Source organism: Rhodopseudomonas palustris (assembly GCF_007005445.1).
GTDB lineage: Bacteria > Pseudomonadota > Alphaproteobacteria > Rhizobiales > Xanthobacteraceae > Rhodopseudomonas > Rhodopseudomonas palustris_G.
In genome coordinates this window covers 4832187-4848593 of record NZ_CP041387.1, presented here as the reverse complement: position 1 = coordinate 4848593, position 16407 = coordinate 4832187, and the positions used below count along the sequence as shown (strand labels likewise).

Annotated in this window: 14 protein-coding genes; 7 read left to right on the top strand and 7 right to left on the bottom strand. The window is 66.3% G+C overall.

What is annotated here, in order from left to right; genetic code table 11:
- Positions 1 to 31: 31 nt before the first annotated feature.
- Entirely contained in the window at positions 32 to 1609 is a 1578-nt protein-coding gene (ubiB, locus tag FLL57_RS22355; RefSeq protein ID WP_047307650.1) for a 2-polyprenylphenol 6-hydroxylase, read from the bottom strand.
- Positions 1606 to 2367, bottom strand: coding sequence for a bifunctional demethylmenaquinone methyltransferase/2-methoxy-6-polyprenyl-1,4-benzoquinol methylase UbiE (gene ubiE / locus FLL57_RS22350; protein ID WP_013499930.1), 762 nt, complete (start codon positions 2365 to 2367; stop codon positions 1606 to 1608). Before ubiE ends, ubiB begins: the two co-directional genes overlap by 4 nt.
- A gap of 245 nt (positions 2368 to 2612) precedes the next feature.
- Between ubiE and mutM the strand changes: the two genes are divergently transcribed.
- A complete protein-coding gene (gene mutM / locus FLL57_RS22345; protein ID WP_142884059.1) occupies positions 2613 to 3488 on the top strand; it encodes a bifunctional DNA-formamidopyrimidine glycosylase/DNA-(apurinic or apyrimidinic site) lyase in 876 nt (291 codons plus the stop codon).
- A gap of 60 nt (positions 3489 to 3548) precedes the next feature.
- Here the strand turns inward: mutM and FLL57_RS22340 are convergent, their stop codons facing one another.
- A complete protein-coding gene (locus FLL57_RS22340; protein WP_142884058.1) occupies positions 3549 to 4889 on the bottom strand; it encodes a peptidoglycan-binding protein in 1341 nt (446 codons plus the stop codon).
- A 206-nt stretch (positions 4890 to 5095) separates the two neighbouring features.
- On the opposite strand from FLL57_RS22340, the gene FLL57_RS22335 reads away from it, so the two are divergent.
- Complete coding sequence (locus FLL57_RS22335; RefSeq protein ID WP_013499933.1) at positions 5096 to 5896, top strand: HesA/MoeB/ThiF family protein; 801 nt, start codon at positions 5096 to 5098, stop codon at positions 5894 to 5896.
- A 124-nt stretch (positions 5897 to 6020) separates the two neighbouring features.
- Positions 6021 to 7706, top strand: a complete 1686-nt coding sequence (locus tag FLL57_RS22330; RefSeq protein ID WP_142884057.1) for an MFS transporter — start codon at positions 6021 to 6023, stop codon at positions 7704 to 7706.
- A gap of 104 nt (positions 7707 to 7810) precedes the next feature.
- Here FLL57_RS22330 and FLL57_RS22325 read toward each other — a convergent pair whose 3' ends face one another.
- From FLL57_RS22325 to FLL57_RS22310, 4 genes are all read right to left on the bottom strand, one after another.
- Entirely contained in the window at positions 7811 to 8032 is a 222-nt protein-coding gene (locus tag FLL57_RS22325; protein ID WP_013499935.1) for a hypothetical protein, read from the bottom strand.
- Positions 8033 to 8109: 77 nt separating this feature from the next.
- Positions 8110 to 8451, bottom strand: a complete 342-nt coding sequence (locus tag FLL57_RS22320; protein WP_013499936.1) for a phasin family protein — start codon at positions 8449 to 8451, stop codon at positions 8110 to 8112.
- Between the two features lie 240 nt (positions 8452 to 8691).
- Complete coding sequence (locus FLL57_RS22315; RefSeq protein WP_013499937.1) at positions 8692 to 9096, bottom strand: hypothetical protein; 405 nt, start codon at positions 9094 to 9096, stop codon at positions 8692 to 8694.
- 75 nt (positions 9097 to 9171) lie between these two features.
- The gene (locus FLL57_RS22310; protein ID WP_142884267.1) at positions 9172 to 9513 is read right to left on the bottom strand and encodes a hypothetical protein; all 342 of its coding nucleotides are present in this window, start codon (positions 9511 to 9513) and stop codon (positions 9172 to 9174) included.
- An 808-nt stretch (positions 9514 to 10321) separates the two neighbouring features.
- On the opposite strand from FLL57_RS22310, the gene FLL57_RS22305 reads away from it, so the two are divergent.
- From FLL57_RS22305 to FLL57_RS22290, 4 genes are all read left to right on the top strand, one after another.
- Positions 10322 to 10969 (top strand): TetR/AcrR family transcriptional regulator, encoded by a 648-nt coding sequence (locus tag FLL57_RS22305; RefSeq protein ID WP_041806916.1) that lies wholly within the window; start codon positions 10322 to 10324, stop codon positions 10967 to 10969.
- Complete coding sequence (locus tag FLL57_RS22300; protein WP_142884056.1) at positions 10966 to 11880, top strand: PepSY-associated TM helix domain-containing protein; 915 nt, start codon at positions 10966 to 10968, stop codon at positions 11878 to 11880. The genes FLL57_RS22305 and FLL57_RS22300 overlap by 4 nt, the downstream gene beginning before the upstream one ends.
- Before the next feature lie 129 nt (positions 11881 to 12009).
- Positions 12010 to 13152 carry an efflux RND transporter periplasmic adaptor subunit gene (locus FLL57_RS22295; protein WP_142884055.1) on the top strand — a complete coding sequence of 381 codons (1143 nt, stop codon included), beginning with the start codon at positions 12010 to 12012 and terminating at the stop codon, positions 13150 to 13152.
- Positions 13153 to 13155: 3 nt separating this feature from the next.
- The gene (locus FLL57_RS22290; RefSeq protein ID WP_142884054.1) at positions 13156 to 16305 is read left to right on the top strand and encodes an efflux RND transporter permease subunit; all 3150 of its coding nucleotides are present in this window, start codon (positions 13156 to 13158) and stop codon (positions 16303 to 16305) included.
- Positions 16306 to 16407 lie beyond the last annotated feature (102 nt).

Sequence of the window (16407 nt, the reverse complement as noted above, 5' to 3'; positions counted from 1 at the left end):
GCATTGCATTCAAGAGATGAGTGCAATGCGGTCAGATCATCCGCGACAGCGCGATCAGGACGCCGATGAAGGTCGCGGCGATCACCCACAGCGCCACCGTCCGGCCACGGGTGCGCCCCCGCTCGGTGCGGCCGATCGCGGCGATGGTCTCCGGCGCCAGCACCAGGCCGTCCTTGGTCATCACCTCGAGCTGGTTCAGCACGGTGACCGCGCGCGACACGATGGTCGGCAGGCCGCTCAAGGTGTGGCCCAGCTCGCCGGCGCCGGCGAGCGCGCCCTCGACCTTGCCGATCGGACCCAGATTGCGCTGGATCCATTCGCGCACCACCGGGTCGGCCACCTTCCAGATGTCGAGCTTCGGATCGAACGACCGCGCCACGCCCTCGACCACCACCATGGTCTTCTGCAGCAGAATCAGCTCCGGCCGGGTCCGCATGTCGAACAGGCCGGTGACCTCGAGCAGCAGCGTCAGCAGCTTGGCCATCGAGATTTCTTCGGCCGTGCGATTGTGGATCGGCTCGCCGATCGCACGGATCGCTTGCGCGAAATTCTCCACCGAGTGATGCGGCGGCACGTAGCCGGCTTCGAAATGCACCTCGGCGACGCGGCGATAATTACGGGTGATGAAGCCGAGCAGGATTTCGGCGAGGAATCGCCGCTCGTTCGGCAACAACCGCCCCATGATGCCGAAATCGACCGCGACCAGGCGCCCGTCGCTGCCCAGGAACAGATTGCCGGGATGCATGTCGGCATGGAAGAAGCCGTCGCGCAGCGCGTGGCGCAGGAAGCTCTGGATCACCTTGCGGCCGAGCTCGACGGTGTCGACATTTGCGGCCTGGAGGCGGGCGTGATCGTTGAGCGGGATGCCGTCGATCCACTCCATCGTCAGCACGTTGTGGGTGGTGCGATTCCAGTCGACGGTGGGGACGCGGAAGTCCGGATCGTCCTTGGTGTTCTCGGCCATCTCGGACGCCGCGGCCGCCTCCAGCCGCAGGTCCATCTCCATCGCGACCGAGCGCGACATGGTGTTGATGACTTCGACCAGCCGCAGCCGACGCGCTTCGGCCGAATAGATTTCCGCCTTCTCGGCCACATAGAAGAAGTCGGACAGATCGCGCCTGAACCGCGCCGACACGTTCGGCCTCAGCACCTTGACGGCGACCTGCTTGCGCACCCCGTCGACCTCGATCTCGCCGCGATGCACCTGGGCGATCGAGGCGGCCGCGACCGGCGCGCTGAGGCTGACGAACACGTCACGAACCGGGCGTTCCAGCGAGGCGGCGATCGCCTGCTCGGCCTCCTCCTGCGAAAACGGCGGCAGCCGGTCCTGCAGGCTTTCCAGATCGCGCGCCATCGCCACACCGACCACGTCGGGACGGGTGGCGAGGAATTGTCCGAGCTTGAGATAGGCCGGGCCGAGGCGGGTCAGCGCCCGCGACAGCCGCGGCCCGGACTTGGCGCCGCCGCGCTCGATCAGCCGCGCCAGCCGCACCGGCACTTGGCCGGCCGGCGGAATCAAACCCGGATCGACAACGCCGAACACGCCCTCGCGCGCGAACACGAAGGCGGCGCGGCCGAGCCGCGCCAGATGAGTGAGTGCTGCGATCACAAACGCCAGCCCGAATGCAGCGCGACGATGCCGCCGCTCATCACCTGCCAGTTGGCGCGCGCGAAGCCGGCGTCACGCATCATCTCGGCGAAATCATACGGCTTGGGGAATTTGCGAATCGATTCGACCAGATACTGGTAGCTCTCGGCATCGCCGGTGACGACGCGGCCGATCTCCGGGATCACCTTGAACGAGAACAGATCGTACAGCTTCGACAGGCCCGGCACGTCGACCGACGAGAACTCCAGGCACAGGAAGCGGCTGCCCGGCTTCAGCACCCGATAGGCTTCCTTCAGCGCCAGATCGATCCGCGGCACGTTCCGGATGCCGAACGCGATGGTGTAGGCATCGAAGCTGCGGTCGTCGAACTGCAGGTTCTCGGCGTTGCCCTCGACGAAATCGACCTTGTCGTCGAGGTTCCGCTCGACCGCGCGCTGGCGGCCGACTTCGAGCATGTCGGTGTTGATGTCGCAGACGGTGGCGTGAAAGCCGGCGCCCGAGGCCTTGGCGGCACGGAACGAGATGTCGCCGGTGCCGCCGGCAACGTCGAGCAGCCGGAACGGCGTGTCGTCACGCGGCGGGTTGAGGGTCGTGATCATCACGTCCTTCCACAACCGGTGCATGCCGCCCGACATCAGATCGTTCATCAGGTCGTAGCGGCCGGCGACGCTGTGAAACACGTCGTTGACCAGCGTCTGCTTCTCGTCCAGCGGAACGTCGCGATAGCCGAAATGCGTGGTCTCGCCCGGCTCAGTCATGCCTTCAACTCCTGCGCGCGGACGGTTTTTCGGGCCGATTGCCGCCCGAAACACGAAAACGGCGGTCCGCGGCGGACCATATAGCGCGCTTGGTGCGGAGGCGCTATCACCTGAATGCCTTAACTGGCTGACGCCAAATGTAGAATGCAACGACGGCCGGCGCCGGCCGCAATCGCCGGGTTGTCGCCGCCATGCCTGAAATTCAAGCCAATCGAGTGGCTTAAAGCCCTTTCCGAGCGAACCCGATGCCCGAACTCCCCGAAGTCGAGACCGTCCGCCGCGGGCTGCAGCCGGCGATGGAGGGCTTTCGGATCGACCGCGCGGTGGCGCACCGGGAGAATTTGCGGTTTCCGCTGCAGAAGGACTTCGTCGCCCGACTCACCGGCCAGACCGTCACCGGCCTCGGCCGGCGCGCCAAATATCTGCTGGCGGATCTGTCGAGCGGCGACGTGCTGCTGATGCATCTAGGGATGTCCGGTTCGTTCCGGGTGGTCGAGGCGGACGGCGAGACCAAGCCGGGCGAGTTCCACTATCCGCGCAGCGAGGACCGCACCCACGATCATGTCGTGTTCGAAATGGCGTCCGGTGCCCGCATCGTGTTCAACGACCCGCGCCGTTTCGGCTTCATGAAGGTGTTTCCGCGAAGCGAGATCGACGCCGAACCCCATCTGAAGGGCCTCGGCCCCGAGCCGCTCGGCAACGCGTTCGACGCCAGCCTGCTGGCGAAAGCCTGCGTCGGCAAGAACACGTCTCTGAAGGCGGCGCTGCTCGACCAGCGCGTCGTCGCCGGACTCGGCAACATCTATGTCTGCGAAGCGCTGTTCCGCGCGCACCTGTCGCCCAAGCGCAAAGCCGCGACGCTGGCCAATCGCAAGGAGGAGCCGACCGACCACGCGGTGCGGCTGACCGAGGCGATCCGCGAGGTGCTGGGCGAAGCGATCAAGGCCGGCGGCTCGTCACTGCGCGACCATCGCCAGACCAGCGGCGAGCTCGGCTACTTCCAGCACGCGTTCAAGGTCTACGACCGCGAAGGCGAGCCGTGCCCGACCTGCGGCGGCACGGTGCAGCGCTTCGTGCAGAACGGGCGATCGACGTTCTGGTGCCCGAAGTGTCAGAAGTGATAGATATGAAGGGAATTCATTCAATCACTTCGGACGACGCTGGTAGTGAGTCCGCGGGGATTACTTCCGCACGCAGATCACCCGGACGACGCTCGCTTTGGCATCCTTGGCGCTGCCGTCGGCCAGCTTCACGCCGACGCTGGCAAGATAGCCGCGCACGGTGTCGGCCGAGATCAGCGCCGCCTGCGGCGCCGCGGCGCTGTCCGCCGGTCCTGCCACCAGCGGCAGACGCAGCGTCGTCAGTCCTGCGAAGCGCCCGTCCGCATCCCGTGCCGGCGCACCGGAAAAGCCGAGGCTCGGCGCCGGCGTCGCGGCCAGCCCACCGGCGCTGCCGGCCGGAGTGAGTTGGGCCTTGACCGTGGTGACGGCCGCGCCGCCGCCCTGGCTCTGCGGATCAGCAACGCCGGTGATCTCGACCGCTCCGGGCTTGGCGGAACCGCCGATCGGCAGCGGCTTCAGATCGGACGCACCGTAGATCCGCAGCAGCGCCAGCTCGTGCGCCTTGCTGCGATTGGCCAGATCCGCAGGACCGTAGCCGGCAACAACGATCGACAGACAGCCGTCGACCGCCTCGCGATCGGCCAGGATCGCGCCGTCGGCGCCGACGATGGTGCCGGTCGAGTACTCGACCTTCTTGCGCGGCGGCGGGCCGGCCTGCGCACCGGCCGGAAACGGATCGTAGGCACTCGACATCGCCACCACGATCGGCTGCATCGTGCCTTCGGTGGCCTGATCGTACAGCACGGTGAGCAGCCGCACCTCGGCATTCTTGAAGCTGCCGCGGATGTAGAACTTCTTCTGACCCTGGGTGCCCGACAGCACGAAGAAGTCGGGCCGGACCGCGCTGTACTCGATCTTGCGGCCTGGCAGCTTCTTCTCCTGCTCGGCGAGTTTGGCGATCGAGACGTCCGCCTCCTTGCGCCGCGAGGCCGCCACCTGGATCGTGCCGGTGGAGGAACTCCAGCGCGTCCCGCTGGCATCCGATGTCTGCTGCGGCACCAGTTTGCCGGGCACGCCGAGCCGTGCGCCGGTGACCGGATCGGCCACCAGCTTCCAGCCGACGCTGGCCTGCAGCTTGCGCGCCGCCGCGGCGAGTTGCCCGCGCTCCTGCGGATTGAGCACGCCAGTCGGCTTGTGACCCTGGTTGGTCTGGAACTGCTTGATCGCCGCGATCATCCGGTCGGACACCTCGCCGTTGATCAGGCCGTTGTAGTCGCCGGTCCAGGCGAGATCGGACTGGATCGCCTGACGCTCCGCCTGCGCCAGCGTTTTGGCCGTCTCCGCAGGCGTCTGCGGCGCGGGTGGTGCCGCCGTGGTCTGTTTCGGCGCAGCGTGCGCGCCATGCGCCGCCAGGGTGGCGGCACCGGCGACGATCAGGGTTGCAGCCAGCATCGATCTCATGACAATTCCCGAGCAACGTTGCGCCATGCACAAATAACCATAATCGCTTGGTCGGCGCCAACGCGGCGCCGGTTCGAGGCGTGGCACCCGCGCGACGGCTCGCCCGCCGGACAATTGCCCCTGACTGCGGGAAAGGATGAGCCGGATGCGCGTCGTCCAGATGACGGTGCTAACGCGAGCGCTGAAGTGAAGGATACCATCCGATCATGCTGAGTGCCGAAGAACTCGAACGCTATGCCCGCCACATCGTGCTGCGCGATGTCGGCGGTCCCGGACAGGCGGCACTGAAGAGTGCACGGGTGCTGGTGGTCGGCGCCGGCGGGCTCGGCGCGCCGGTGCTGATGTATCTCGCGGCCGCCGGGATCGGCACGCTCGACATCGTCGATGACGACATCGTCACGCTGTCGAACCTGCAGCGCCAGATCATCCACGCAACGCCGGACATCGGCGCCCGCAAGGCCGACAGCGCCGCGAACCGGATCATGGCGCTGAACCCGCACGTCCGCGTGGTGTCGCACCGGGTGCGGCTCGACGGCTCCAACGCGCTGGCGCTGATCGGCGGTTGCGATCTGGTGCTCGACGGCTCGGACAATTTTGCCACGCGCTATTTGGTGTCGGATGCCTGCTATCTGGCGAAAAAACCGTTGGTCACCGCGGCGCTCGGCCAGTTCGACGGATCGTTGACCACGATCCGCGCCCACGAACGCAACGCCGCGGGCGAGCCCAACCCGACCTATCGCTGCCTGTTTCCCGAACCGCCGCCAGCCGGCACGGTGCCGAGCTGCGAGGAGGCCGGGGTGATGGGGGCGCTCGCCGGCATGCTCGGCTCGATGATGGCCCTGGAAGCGATCCGCGAGATCGTCGGCTTCGGCGAGGGCCTGGTCGGACGGCTGGTGATGATCGACGCCCGCGCGATGCGGTTCGAAACGCTGCGCTACAGCCGCGACCCGCAAAATCCTCTGAATGGCGATGCGCCGACCATCGCCGATCTGAGCCAGCACCTTTGAGCTGCTGCTTGGTCTGAGACCTCCACCACGTTGGCTCTGGACAGTGCGAGCGCTTCGCAGGCATCACTGTTTCGAGCGTCGAAGAATCGGCGATGCGGCGAGGACGGCGGAGGGTCAGACCCAGATGGCGGGCACGGCGAAGCGCGGGCTGTTTTCCGGCGACGGGATCGCGGCGCCGCTGCGGCACGCGCTGTTCCGGCGGATCTGGCTGGCGAGCCTGCTGTCCAATCTCGGCCTGATGATCAACGGCGTCGGCGCCGCCTGGGCGATGACGCAGATGACCGCGTCCGCCGACAAGGTGGCGCTGGTGCAGACCGCCCTGATGCTGCCGATCATGCTGGTGGCGATGCCGGCCGGTGCGATCGCCGACATGTACGACCGCCGCCTGGTGGCGCTGGCAGCGCTCGGCATCGGCCTCGCCGGCGCCACCACGCTTGCGGTGCTGGCGCATCTCGGCCTGGTGACTCCGAACATTCTGCTGCTGTTCTGTTTCGTGATCGGCACCGGCATGGCGCTGTTCGGTCCGTCCTGGCAGGCTTCGGTCTCCGAGCAAGTTCCCGCCGAAACGCTGCCGGCCGCGGTGGCGCTCAACGGCATCAGCTACAACATCGCGCGCAGCTTCGGCCCGGCGGTCGGCGGCATCGTGGTGGCGGCGGCTGGCGCAGTGGCGGCGTTCGCCGCCAATGCGGTGCTGTATCTGCCGCTGCTGATCGTGCTGCTGCTGTGGCGCCGGGAGAGCGAACCGCCGCGGCTGCCGCCGGAGCGGCTGAACCGCGCGATCGTCTCCGGCGTGCGCTACATCACCAACTCGCCGGCGATCCGGATCGTGCTGACCCGCACGCTGGTGACCGGCATCGCCGGCTCTTCGGTGCTGGCCCTGATGCCGTTGGTGGCGCGCGACCTTTTGCACAGCGGAGCCGAGACCTACGGGTTGCTGCTCGGCGCCTTCGGCATCGGCGCGGTGATCGGCGCGCTCAATGTCGGGATCGCGCGGCAGCGCATGAGCAGCGAAGCCGCGGTGCGGCTGTGCGCGCTGATCATGGGCGTGGCGATGGCGGTGATTGCGATCAGCCGATCGCCGCTGCTCACCGCCGCCGCGCTGGTGATCGCAGGCGCAGTGTGGATGCTGGCGATCGCACTGTTCAACATCGGCGTGCAGTTGTCGGCGCCACGCTGGGTCGCAGGACGTTCGCTTGCGGCGTTCCAGGCGTCGATCTCGGGCGGCATCGCGATCGGAAGCTGGGGGTGGGGTCACGTCGCCGACTTGTCCGGCGTCGCGCCGTCGATGCTGCTGTCGGGACTGGCGATGCTGGCTTCTCCAGTGCTCGCCTTCCTGCTCCCGATGCCTCCGGTCGGTCCCCGCACCGAGGACGCCGAACTGCTCGCGGATCCGGAAGTCAAGCTGGCCCTGACGCCGCGCAGCGGACCAGTGGTGATCGAAATCGAGTACCGGATCGACGCCGACCAAGCCCGCGCGTTTCACAATTTGATGCAGGAGGTGCAGCTCAGCCGCCAACGCAACGGCGCTTATGGCTGGTCGATCGCGCGGGACATCGCCGATCCCGAATTGTGGACCGAGCGCTATCACTGCCCGACCTGGCTCGATTACTTGCGTCAGCGCAGCCGCTCGACGCAGGACGACCGAATCCTCCACCGCCGTGCGATCGCGTTACATCGCGGACCGGAGCCGATCCGCGTGCGCCGGATGCTGGAACGGCCGTTCGGCTCGGTGAGGTGGAAGGAAGAATCGCCGGACCGCGCCGCCACCGAAGTGCTTCCGGTCGCAGGCGTCAGCGGCGGATCGACGTGATCACAGCCCCGCGACGCTGTGCGAGCGAAGCGCCGCAATCGGTGGCATGCGACGGGGCCTGAATTGCTCCCTCGCGACGCTCTTACAATCCCATGACCGGCTCACTACTGCCCGTGGTCGGCAAGCACCTTGGCGCATTTGGCACTGAGCTTGGCGCGGTTCTGCTGCAGGCAGTTGAGAATCACGCCATCGGACTCGTTCATCACGGCGCGGCACAGCCTTGACACGTCGCGCCCGCAGCCTGGATCCGGCTGCCGTTGCGGTTGCGCTTCTGCGGAGCCGGCAATCAACGCCGCAGCGGCCATCGGGACGATGAACTTGAGCATGTTGGTTTTCCAAATCTGAGCAGATCGTCGAAGCATTTCCTCAATGCCGATCCACGCAACACCGTTCCCGACACGAACTAGCCGTCGCCCGGAACGATCACCTTCGGATGGGTCATCTCGACCACCTCCTTGGCCTGATCCGTCAGCACCCGGAATTGAGTCTGCAAAAACTCGGTCTGGATCCGGACGACGTCCTGGAAATCCTTGGCGTGCAGAAGCTGCTGGGAGAAATCGAACGTCGCCTGAACGTTGCGATCGACATAGCCCTTCAGCGCGGTGGCCTGACTGCTCTGGCCCAGAGGCACCACCGACATGCTCTTGCCGATGAACTCGAGGTAGTTGGTCATCGCGCCGCGCGTCTGCTCGAGGTTCTTGGTCATCATATTCAAGATGACGTCGGACGAGTTCTTGTCTGCCATCGCGACCTCCTAGACGCTCCCCGGCTACCCAAGTGGCAAATGGCGGATCGGCCGAAGCCCATTGCCCACCGTCTGCTCGCCGCAATGATCGCAAAATCTGCAGCGCCGTCCAGTACTAACTGAGCAGCCCTTAAATATGCCTAACCGCGCTCGCGCGAACGGCGGGCGTGGGGCCGCCCCACACCCGCCGTTCGCCGAACATCGTCTCGTGCGCGCGCCGGAAGATCGGCGCGGGCCGAATTAGTTGAACCGCGCGCGGTCGAGCTGATCCATGCCCTTCTGCGACCGGTAGATCTCGAGGCAGTACCATGCCAGCACGACCAGCGTGCCGATCCGCACCACCGAGGTCGGCAGCATCAGGCTGAGCGCGACGATCAACAGCGGCACCGCGGCGGCCTTCATCACCTTGGTCCGGTCGTCGAAGATCGGGAAGAACCAGACCTTGTTCTCCGCCGCCCAGAACGGCGGCTTGACGCGCTGCAGACCGTAGCGCGCCCAGGTGTCCTTGAAGCCGAGGTCGCGGGCCCACACCAGATACAGCGTGACCCAGAATGCCAGGAAGGCGACGACGACGGACATCGGTCCGGCGGCGAAGCCGATGAGCAGCAGCACCGCGACGGCGAGTGCGATGAACCAGTTTTGCATCGGAGAGACCTTTGAGACTGACGGGAGCCCGCGGTGCGTTGTCGGCCGCCGGCTCCCAGAAGCGAACTGCCTGCGTTATTTGCGCGCGCAGGACACCACGATGGTGGAGGAGCGCGGGCCGCAGCTCGCGGTCATCTGCCCGTTCTCCAGGGAAAGGTTGTCGCTGAATTTGGCACTGCTCGGCCCGATGCAGATCGCGGAGATCAGCGCTTCATCCGCTTCGCAGGAGGTCGGGCAACCGTTGGACGCGCAGGTCGACGACGTCACGGTGCGGAACGCGCTGACCGGCGGCGCGACCGGTGTCGCTGCAACGGCTGGCTCGATCAGCGTCGGATGGGGCACACCGCCTTGGTTCACAACCGACAGCGCGGCGACGAACGCGATGGCACCGAGAAGAATCATCGATGAGGAGCGCATACTACCTCCATACCTGTTGGAATGATCACCAGACGGTTGCAACTGCAGCATGTTATCAACGCCCCGGAATTTCAACAGGCGCAAGTTTCAGCACGCTTAAGGACGACGCAACGGCTACTAAGGGAGAGCATCGCGCGACCTCACCTGCGCGGCATCGACGCACCGGCCGCACCGCGAAGATCGCGTGCCCAGTTCCGTCCGCGATCCCGACAGTTTCCCGCGATCTTCAGGCTTAGATGTTACCGTCACGCATCAGGCTGTGCGAGTTGGTGATTTGCCGGACAAACGGAGCACCGAAAGAGCCGGCGGAGAACCGGCGGGCGCGCAGCGCCGACGGCGCGGCAACGCGACGCACCGGCGCATTCACCTCGTGGCGCGTCTGCTTCGGATCACCGATCCGTCGGGCCGTCCTGGCGACGCGCTCAGTGGCCGCACGTGATTCGGGATTTCCCGGACAGAGTGACAGTGCATACGCCGCAAATGGCCCGTCGCGCAGCGCCGAATCACCGAGGAGCGAATCAGACGACCGAACGAGGCAACGGCGCGTCGCCCGGTGGTCTCATCAAGGCGGGGAACGCCGATCCGACGTCGACGAGGCTCACCGTCGTCACGCGGATGGGCCGGGATTGCCCCGTCACCTCCGGGATCGCTGACGGCAATCACCGTGAACGGCACTCAAATACCTGCGGCAACATGGCTTTTAAATAAACTAAACGGTTTAGTTTTGTTGCCGGTCTGTCGGCGAACCGATAGGCTCAGACGGCTACACTCTACCTGTGCCATGCCGCACCCGTTGGTGATGAGTTCAATGCCCCGTCCCCGAAGACACCAAGCCATCGACCCGAGCGGCGAAAACCGGAAACTGCGGCAGGTGCTCGGCGCCGCGCGAAAACTTTTCACGACTCACGGCTTCGACGTCACCAGCATGGATGCGATCGCTCGCGAGGCCGGCGTCTCCAAGGCGACGTTGTACGTCCATTTCGCCAGCAAGGACGCGCTGCTGTCGGCGCTGGTCGACGACGAATGCCGCAGTATCGGGCCGCAGATGCTGTGGCAGCCGGACGGCAGACCAATCGAGCTGGAGCCGGCGCTGCGGGCCATCGCTCGTGACTACACTGCTTTCTTTCTCGACGACCGCGGGCTGAAGCTGCACCGGCTGGTGATGAGCAATGCCGCGCGGTTTCCAAAAATGGCCGAGGTGTTCATGGCGGCGGGGCCGCGCCGCTGCGAACAAGAGGTTGCGACCTTTCTCCGCGCCGCGGTGGCGCAGCAGTTGCTGCGCATCCCGGATATCGGCCTCGCCGCCACCCAGTTTCTCAGCCTCGTCCAGGGCCGGTTGCATTTGCAATGGGAGTTGCAGCTCGGCCGGCCCAGCGCGGACGACGTCGCAGCCCTGATCGACGGTGGAATTCGCGTATTCCTCGCCGCCTATCGCAACCCCGAAATTCGACCATGAACAACGTATTGCTTCTCAAACTGCACCGCTGGACCAGCCTGGTATTCGCGCTGCCGCTGCTCGCCGTCATCGTCACCGGCCTGATCCTGTCGCTCGAACCGATGCTGCAGTCCAGGGGCCTGCCCGCGGGCGTGATCGACGCCGCCCGTCTCACTGAGCTGATCCAACGTCACGATCCGGACGGCAAGGCGCGGGGTCTGGCGATCAACGCCACCGGCCAGCAGATGCGGCTGCTCGGCGTCGGCACAGGGCCGATCGATCTGGCCACCGGCGAAGCGGCGGCGAGCGATCCGACCGGCGACCTGCTGCTGTGGGCGCGGCGCACCCACGAACGGCTGCTCGGCTCCGAATGGCTGGTGATCGCCTCGACGATCGCGTTGACGATGCTGATGGCGATCGGCGTGCTGATGGGGCTGCCGCGGCTGCGCAACAGCGTCGCCGGCTGGCACAAGGGCGCGGCATGGTTCACGCTGCCGTTGCTGGTGCTCAGCCCGCTTACTGGCCTGTGCATCGCGTTCGGGCTGACTTTCAGCAGCGGTCCACCGCCGGCGCGGCTGACAGTCAAGCTGACCGACGCGGTCGAGCGAGTCGCGCAGTCGCACGACGTGTCGCGTCTGACGATGATCGCCAATCGCGGCGGACGGATGATCGCCCGGATCTACCAGGACGGCGAACTGCGCGCCTACACCTTCACGCCGGACGGCGTCACGCCGCTGCCGCGCAACTGGCCGCGGCTGCTGCACGAAGGGAACTGGTCGACCTGGCTGTCGGGCACGCTCAACGTCGTCACCTCGGTGGTGCTGCTCGGGCTGCTGATCACCGGCGTCTGGTTATGGACCCGGCGCAAGCTGCGGCGGCGGCGGCCTCCGTCTAGACACAGCGGCGGTCCGGCTGTCGCTGCACCGCTATAGAGCTCTTCCAATTCGGATCGAATCCGACCGCAGCTCACGTTGCCTATTCTGATGCATTGTCTTCAAGCGAATGGGCGCCTCCTTCGCTCGAAGACGCACTCCTTCCTGCCGCCCGTCCGGAGCTTGTTCATGTCGCCCGTTGTTCGCCGCCCCGTGCTCGCCCTCGTCGCGCTGCTCGCCGCCCCTCCTGCTTTGGCTCAGATGCCGGGCGGCGGGCCGCCGGCGGTCGGCACGATCACAGCCAGGCCGCAGGCGATCACCGAGACCACCGAGATCAACGGCCGGATTCAGGCGATCGGACGCGTCGACCTCACGGCACGCGTCACCGCCTATCTGCAGGAGCAGATGTTCGTCGAAGGCGCCGAGGTGAAGAAGGGCGACCTGCTGTTCCGGCTGGAGCAGCCGCCGTTCGAAGCCGATGCCGAGGCCAAGCGCGCCGCGGTCGATCAGGCCCAGGCCCAGCTCGACTACGCCGACCTGGCACTCGGCCGCGCCGAGCAGTTGCTGAAGAGCAATTCCGGCAGCCAGAGCACCGCCGACAACGCCCGCGCGGCGCAGCGCACCGCCGCGGCGCAGCTCCGCTCGGCGCAGGCGCAATTGCGCCAGGCCGAAATCAATCTCGGCTACACCGAAATCCGCTCGCCGATCGACGGCCGGATCGGCCGCATCCAGATAACGCCCGGCAACGTCGTCGGACCGTCGTCCGGCGCGCTCGCCACCGTGGTCAGCCAGGATCCCGCTTACGTCGTGTTCCCGATCTCGGTGAACCGGCTGCTGCAACTGCGCGAGGAATTCGCCGCGCAGGGCGGGCTCGAGGCGATGAAGATCAGGCTGCGGCTACCCGACGGCCGGCTGTATCGCGAGGTCGGCAAACTGCAATTCGTCGACGTCAGCATCGCCCGCGACACCGACACCATCATCCTGCGCGGCACCATCGCCAACCCGCCGCTGGCCGGCGGTGGCCGCGAACTCACCCACGATGAAATGGTCCGTGTGATTCTCGAAGGCTCCAAGCCGCGAGAGGTGCTGGCGATCCCGCGCGCCGCGATCCTCACCGACCAGCAGGGCAACTACATCTATGTGGTCAACAACAACAACGTCGCCGAGCGCCGCCGCATCAAGCTCGGACAATCGACCCCGCAGACCGCCTCCGTGATCGACGGACTGAAACAGGGCGAGCAGGTGATCGTCGAGGGCGTGCAGCGGGCGCGCCCGAACGCGCCGGTGACCCCGTCGCCTGCCGCCGCCGATGCTCTGCCGACTCCGAGATAAGCCATGATTGCCGATACCTTCATCGACCGCCCGCGACTCGCCGCCGTCATCGCGCTGGTGACCACGCTGGTCGGCGCCCTGGCGCTGCTTCGCATTCCGGTGGCCCAGCTCCCCGACATCGTGCCACCGCAGGTCCGGGTTTCGACCACCTATCCGGGCGCCTCCGCCGACGTGCTGGAAGCCACTGTGGCGCAGCCGATCGAGGCCAAGGTCGTCGGCGTCGACAAGATGATCTACATGAAGAGCTCGAGCGGCAACGACGGCTCCTACACGCTCGACGTCTCGTTCGCGCTCGGCACCAATCCCGACATCAACACCGTCAACGTCAACAACCGGGTGCAGAACGCGCTGTCGCAACTGCCGGCCGAGGTGCGGCTGCAGGGCGTCAACGTGCAGAAGCGCTCGTCGTCGATGCTGCAGGTGATCAACATGTACAGCGTCGGTCAGAAATACGATCAGTTGTTCCTGACCAATTACGGCCTGATCAACGTGCTCGACGAATTGTCCCGCGTCGCCGGCGTTGGCGAGGCGACGCTGTTCGGCCGTTACGCCTATTCGATGCGGATCTGGTTCGACATCGAGAAACTGTCGAGCCTTGGTCTGGTGCCGTCCGACGTCGTCGCGGCGATCAGCGCCCAGAACGTGCAGGCCCCGGTCGGCCGGATCGGCGCCCGTCCGGTGCCCGCAGACCAGCAGTTCCAGTTCAACCTGCAAACCCAGGGCCGACTCACCAAACCCGAAGAGTTCGGCGCCATCGTGCTCCGGGCCAATCAGGACGGTTCGGTACTGCGCGTCGCCGACGTCGCCCGCGTCGAGCTCGGTGCGCAGAACGCCGACACCTATGCGCGGCTGAACGGCGATCCGACCATCGGCATCGGCATTTTCCTGGCGCCGGGCGCCAACGCCATCAACACCGCCGCCGCGATCCGGGCCAAGCTCGACCAATTGCAGTCGCGGTTTCCGGAAAGTGTGGTGGCGCGGGTGGTCTACGACTCCACCGTATTCGTCAACGACACCATCCGGGCGGTGCTGCACACGCTGCTCGAGGCGTTCGTGCTGGTGGCGCTGGTGGTGTACCTGTTCCTCGGTAATTTCCGCGCAAGCCTGATCCCGATCATCGCGGTGCCGGTGAGCCTGGTCGGCACCTTCGCGGTGCTGACCGCGCTCGGCGCCTCGCTCAACACCGTGTCGATGCTGGCACTGGTGCTGGCGATCGGCATCGTGGTCGACGACGCCATCGTGGTGGTTGAGAACGTCGAGCGGGTGATGGAGGAGGAGCCGGATCTGTCACCGGCCGACGCCACCAAAAAGGCGATGGCCCAGGTCACCGCGCCGATCATCGCGATCACCTTGGTCCTGCTGTCGGTGTTCGTGCCGATCGGTTTCCTCCCCGGCATCATGGGCGAGCTGTTCCGGCAGTTCGCGGTGACGATCTCGGCCGCGATGCTGATCTCCGCGATCAACGCGCTGACGCTGTCACCGGCGCTGTGCGCCGTGTTCCTGCGCCACACCGGGCCGCGCCGCGGCTTCATGCAGAAATTCAGCCGCGGCATCGACACCGCACGCGACGGCTACACCTCGACGGTGCGGATCGCACTGCGCCGCCCGGCACTGTCGGTGCTGGCAGTGGCGGCGTGCGGCGCGGGGATATGGGGCCTGTCGTTGACGACGCCTTCGGGATTTCTGCCAGAGGAGGACCAGGGAGCCTTCTTCATCAACGTGCAACTCCCCGACGGCGCTTCGGTGGCCCGCACCGAGGCGACCGTGATCGAGGTCGAAAAGCTCGTCAAGCAGATGCCGGAAGTGCGCGACGTGCTGTCGATCGTCGGGCTGTCGCTGCTCGACAACTACTCGGCCTCCAACAACGCCTTCATGATCGTGCAGCTCAAGCCGTTCGCCGACCGCAAGGCCGCGTCGTCGTCGGCCCAGGCCCTGATCGGAAAGACCTTCGGCGCGACCCAGGCGGTGCGCACCGCCACAGTGCTGCCGTTCAATTTGCCGCCGGTCGTCGGACTGTCCACCGCCGGCGGCTTCCAGTACCAGCTCGAATCGCTGGAAGGCGCCGAGCCGGCGGCGATCGCCGGCGTCACCAACGGGCTGGTCGCCGCCGCCAACCAGAATCCGCTGCTGACGCGGGTGTTCTCGACCTACAACGCGAATGCGCCGTCGCTGTATCTCGACATCGACCGCGAGAAGGCGCAGTCGCTCGGCATCACCGTCAACGACATCTTCTCGGCGCTGCAGATTTCGCTCGGCGGGCTCTACATCAACAACTTCAACCTGTTCGGACGGACCTGGCAGGTCAACCTGCAGGGCGACGCGAGCGCGCGGCGTGACCTGCCCAACCTGTGGGACATCTACGTCCGCAACGCCAAGGGCGCGATGGTGCCGCTGCAATCGATCGCCAGCGTCCGCACCGTCACCGGCCCCGCGGTGATCACCCGCTACAACAACTATCGTTCGGTGACGATCAACGGTTCGCCCGCACCCGGCGTTTCCTCCGGCACGGCGATGGCCGCGATGGCCGAGGTATCGGCCAAGACGCTGCCGCCCGGCTACGCGTTCGAATGGACCGGCACCGCCTATCAGGAGCACGAGGCGGTCGGCAAGACCGGCTACATCCTGGCGCTCGCGGTGATCTTCGCCTACCTGTTCCTGGTGGCGCTGTACGAAAGCTGGGTGATCCCGGTGCCGGTGCTGCTGTCGGTGTCGATCGCAGTGCTCGGCGCCTTCGCCGGCATCCTGGTCGGCCGCGTCACCCTCGATCTCTACGCCCAGATCGGCCTGGTGGTGCTGATCGCACTGGCCGCCAAGAACGGCATCCTGATCGTCGAATTCGCCAAGGAGCAGCGCGAGGCCGGGCTGTCGATCAAGGCGGCGGCCGAGATGGGCGCCAAGCTGCGCTTCCGCGCCGTGATGATGACCTCGATCGCCTTCATCCTCGGCCTGGTTCCGCTGGTGTGGGCCGACGGCGCGGCAATGCTGGCCCGGCGCAACCTGTCGACCCCGGTGTTCGCCGGCATGCTGACTGCCAGCCTGATCGGCATCATCCTGATTCCGATGCTGTACGTGGTATTCCAGTCGCTGCGCGAGAAGGTCGCCGAGCCGGGCGTACTGACGCCGGTGTCGCTGAAACGTCTGCTGAAGCGATGAGAGCTGCGGTCGGCACCGATCCGTCGGGGTTGCGATTTGGTTACCGCGATCCGTCGAAAGATCGGGATGGTGGCAACGAATCGTTGCGGGGTGCGAGCGCTA

Coding starts and splice junctions, on each gene's coding strand:
- FLL57_RS22340 (WP_142884058.1), bottom strand. CDS start 4,889: ATGAGATCGATGCTGGCTGCAACCCTGATCGTCGCCGGTGCCGCCACC.
- FLL57_RS22315 (WP_013499937.1), bottom strand. CDS start 9,096: ATGCAAAACTGGTTCATCGCACTCGCCGTCGCGGTGCTGCTGCTCATC.
- FLL57_RS22320 (WP_013499936.1), bottom strand. CDS start 8,451: ATGGCAGACAAGAACTCGTCCGACGTCATCTTGAATATGATGACCAAG.
- FLL57_RS22325 (WP_013499935.1), bottom strand. CDS start 8,032: ATGCTCAAGTTCATCGTCCCGATGGCCGCTGCGGCGTTGATTGCCGGC.
- FLL57_RS22335 (WP_013499933.1), top strand. CDS start 5,096: ATGCTGAGTGCCGAAGAACTCGAACGCTATGCCCGCCACATCGTGCTG.
- FLL57_RS22295 (WP_142884055.1), top strand. CDS start 12,010: ATGTCGCCCGTTGTTCGCCGCCCCGTGCTCGCCCTCGTCGCGCTGCTC.
- FLL57_RS22330 (WP_142884057.1), top strand. CDS start 6,021: ATGGCGGGCACGGCGAAGCGCGGGCTGTTTTCCGGCGACGGGATCGCG.
- ubiE (WP_013499930.1), bottom strand. CDS start 2,367: ATGACTGAGCCGGGCGAGACCACGCATTTCGGCTATCGCGACGTTCCG.
- FLL57_RS22300 (WP_142884056.1), top strand. CDS start 10,966: ATGAACAACGTATTGCTTCTCAAACTGCACCGCTGGACCAGCCTGGTA.
- mutM (WP_142884059.1), top strand. CDS start 2,613: ATGCCCGAACTCCCCGAAGTCGAGACCGTCCGCCGCGGGCTGCAGCCG.
- FLL57_RS22310 (WP_142884267.1), bottom strand. CDS start 9,513: ATGCGCTCCTCATCGATGATTCTTCTCGGTGCCATCGCGTTCGTCGCC.
- FLL57_RS22305 (WP_041806916.1), top strand. CDS start 10,322: ATGCCCCGTCCCCGAAGACACCAAGCCATCGACCCGAGCGGCGAAAAC.
- FLL57_RS22290 (WP_142884054.1), top strand. CDS start 13,156: ATGATTGCCGATACCTTCATCGACCGCCCGCGACTCGCCGCCGTCATC.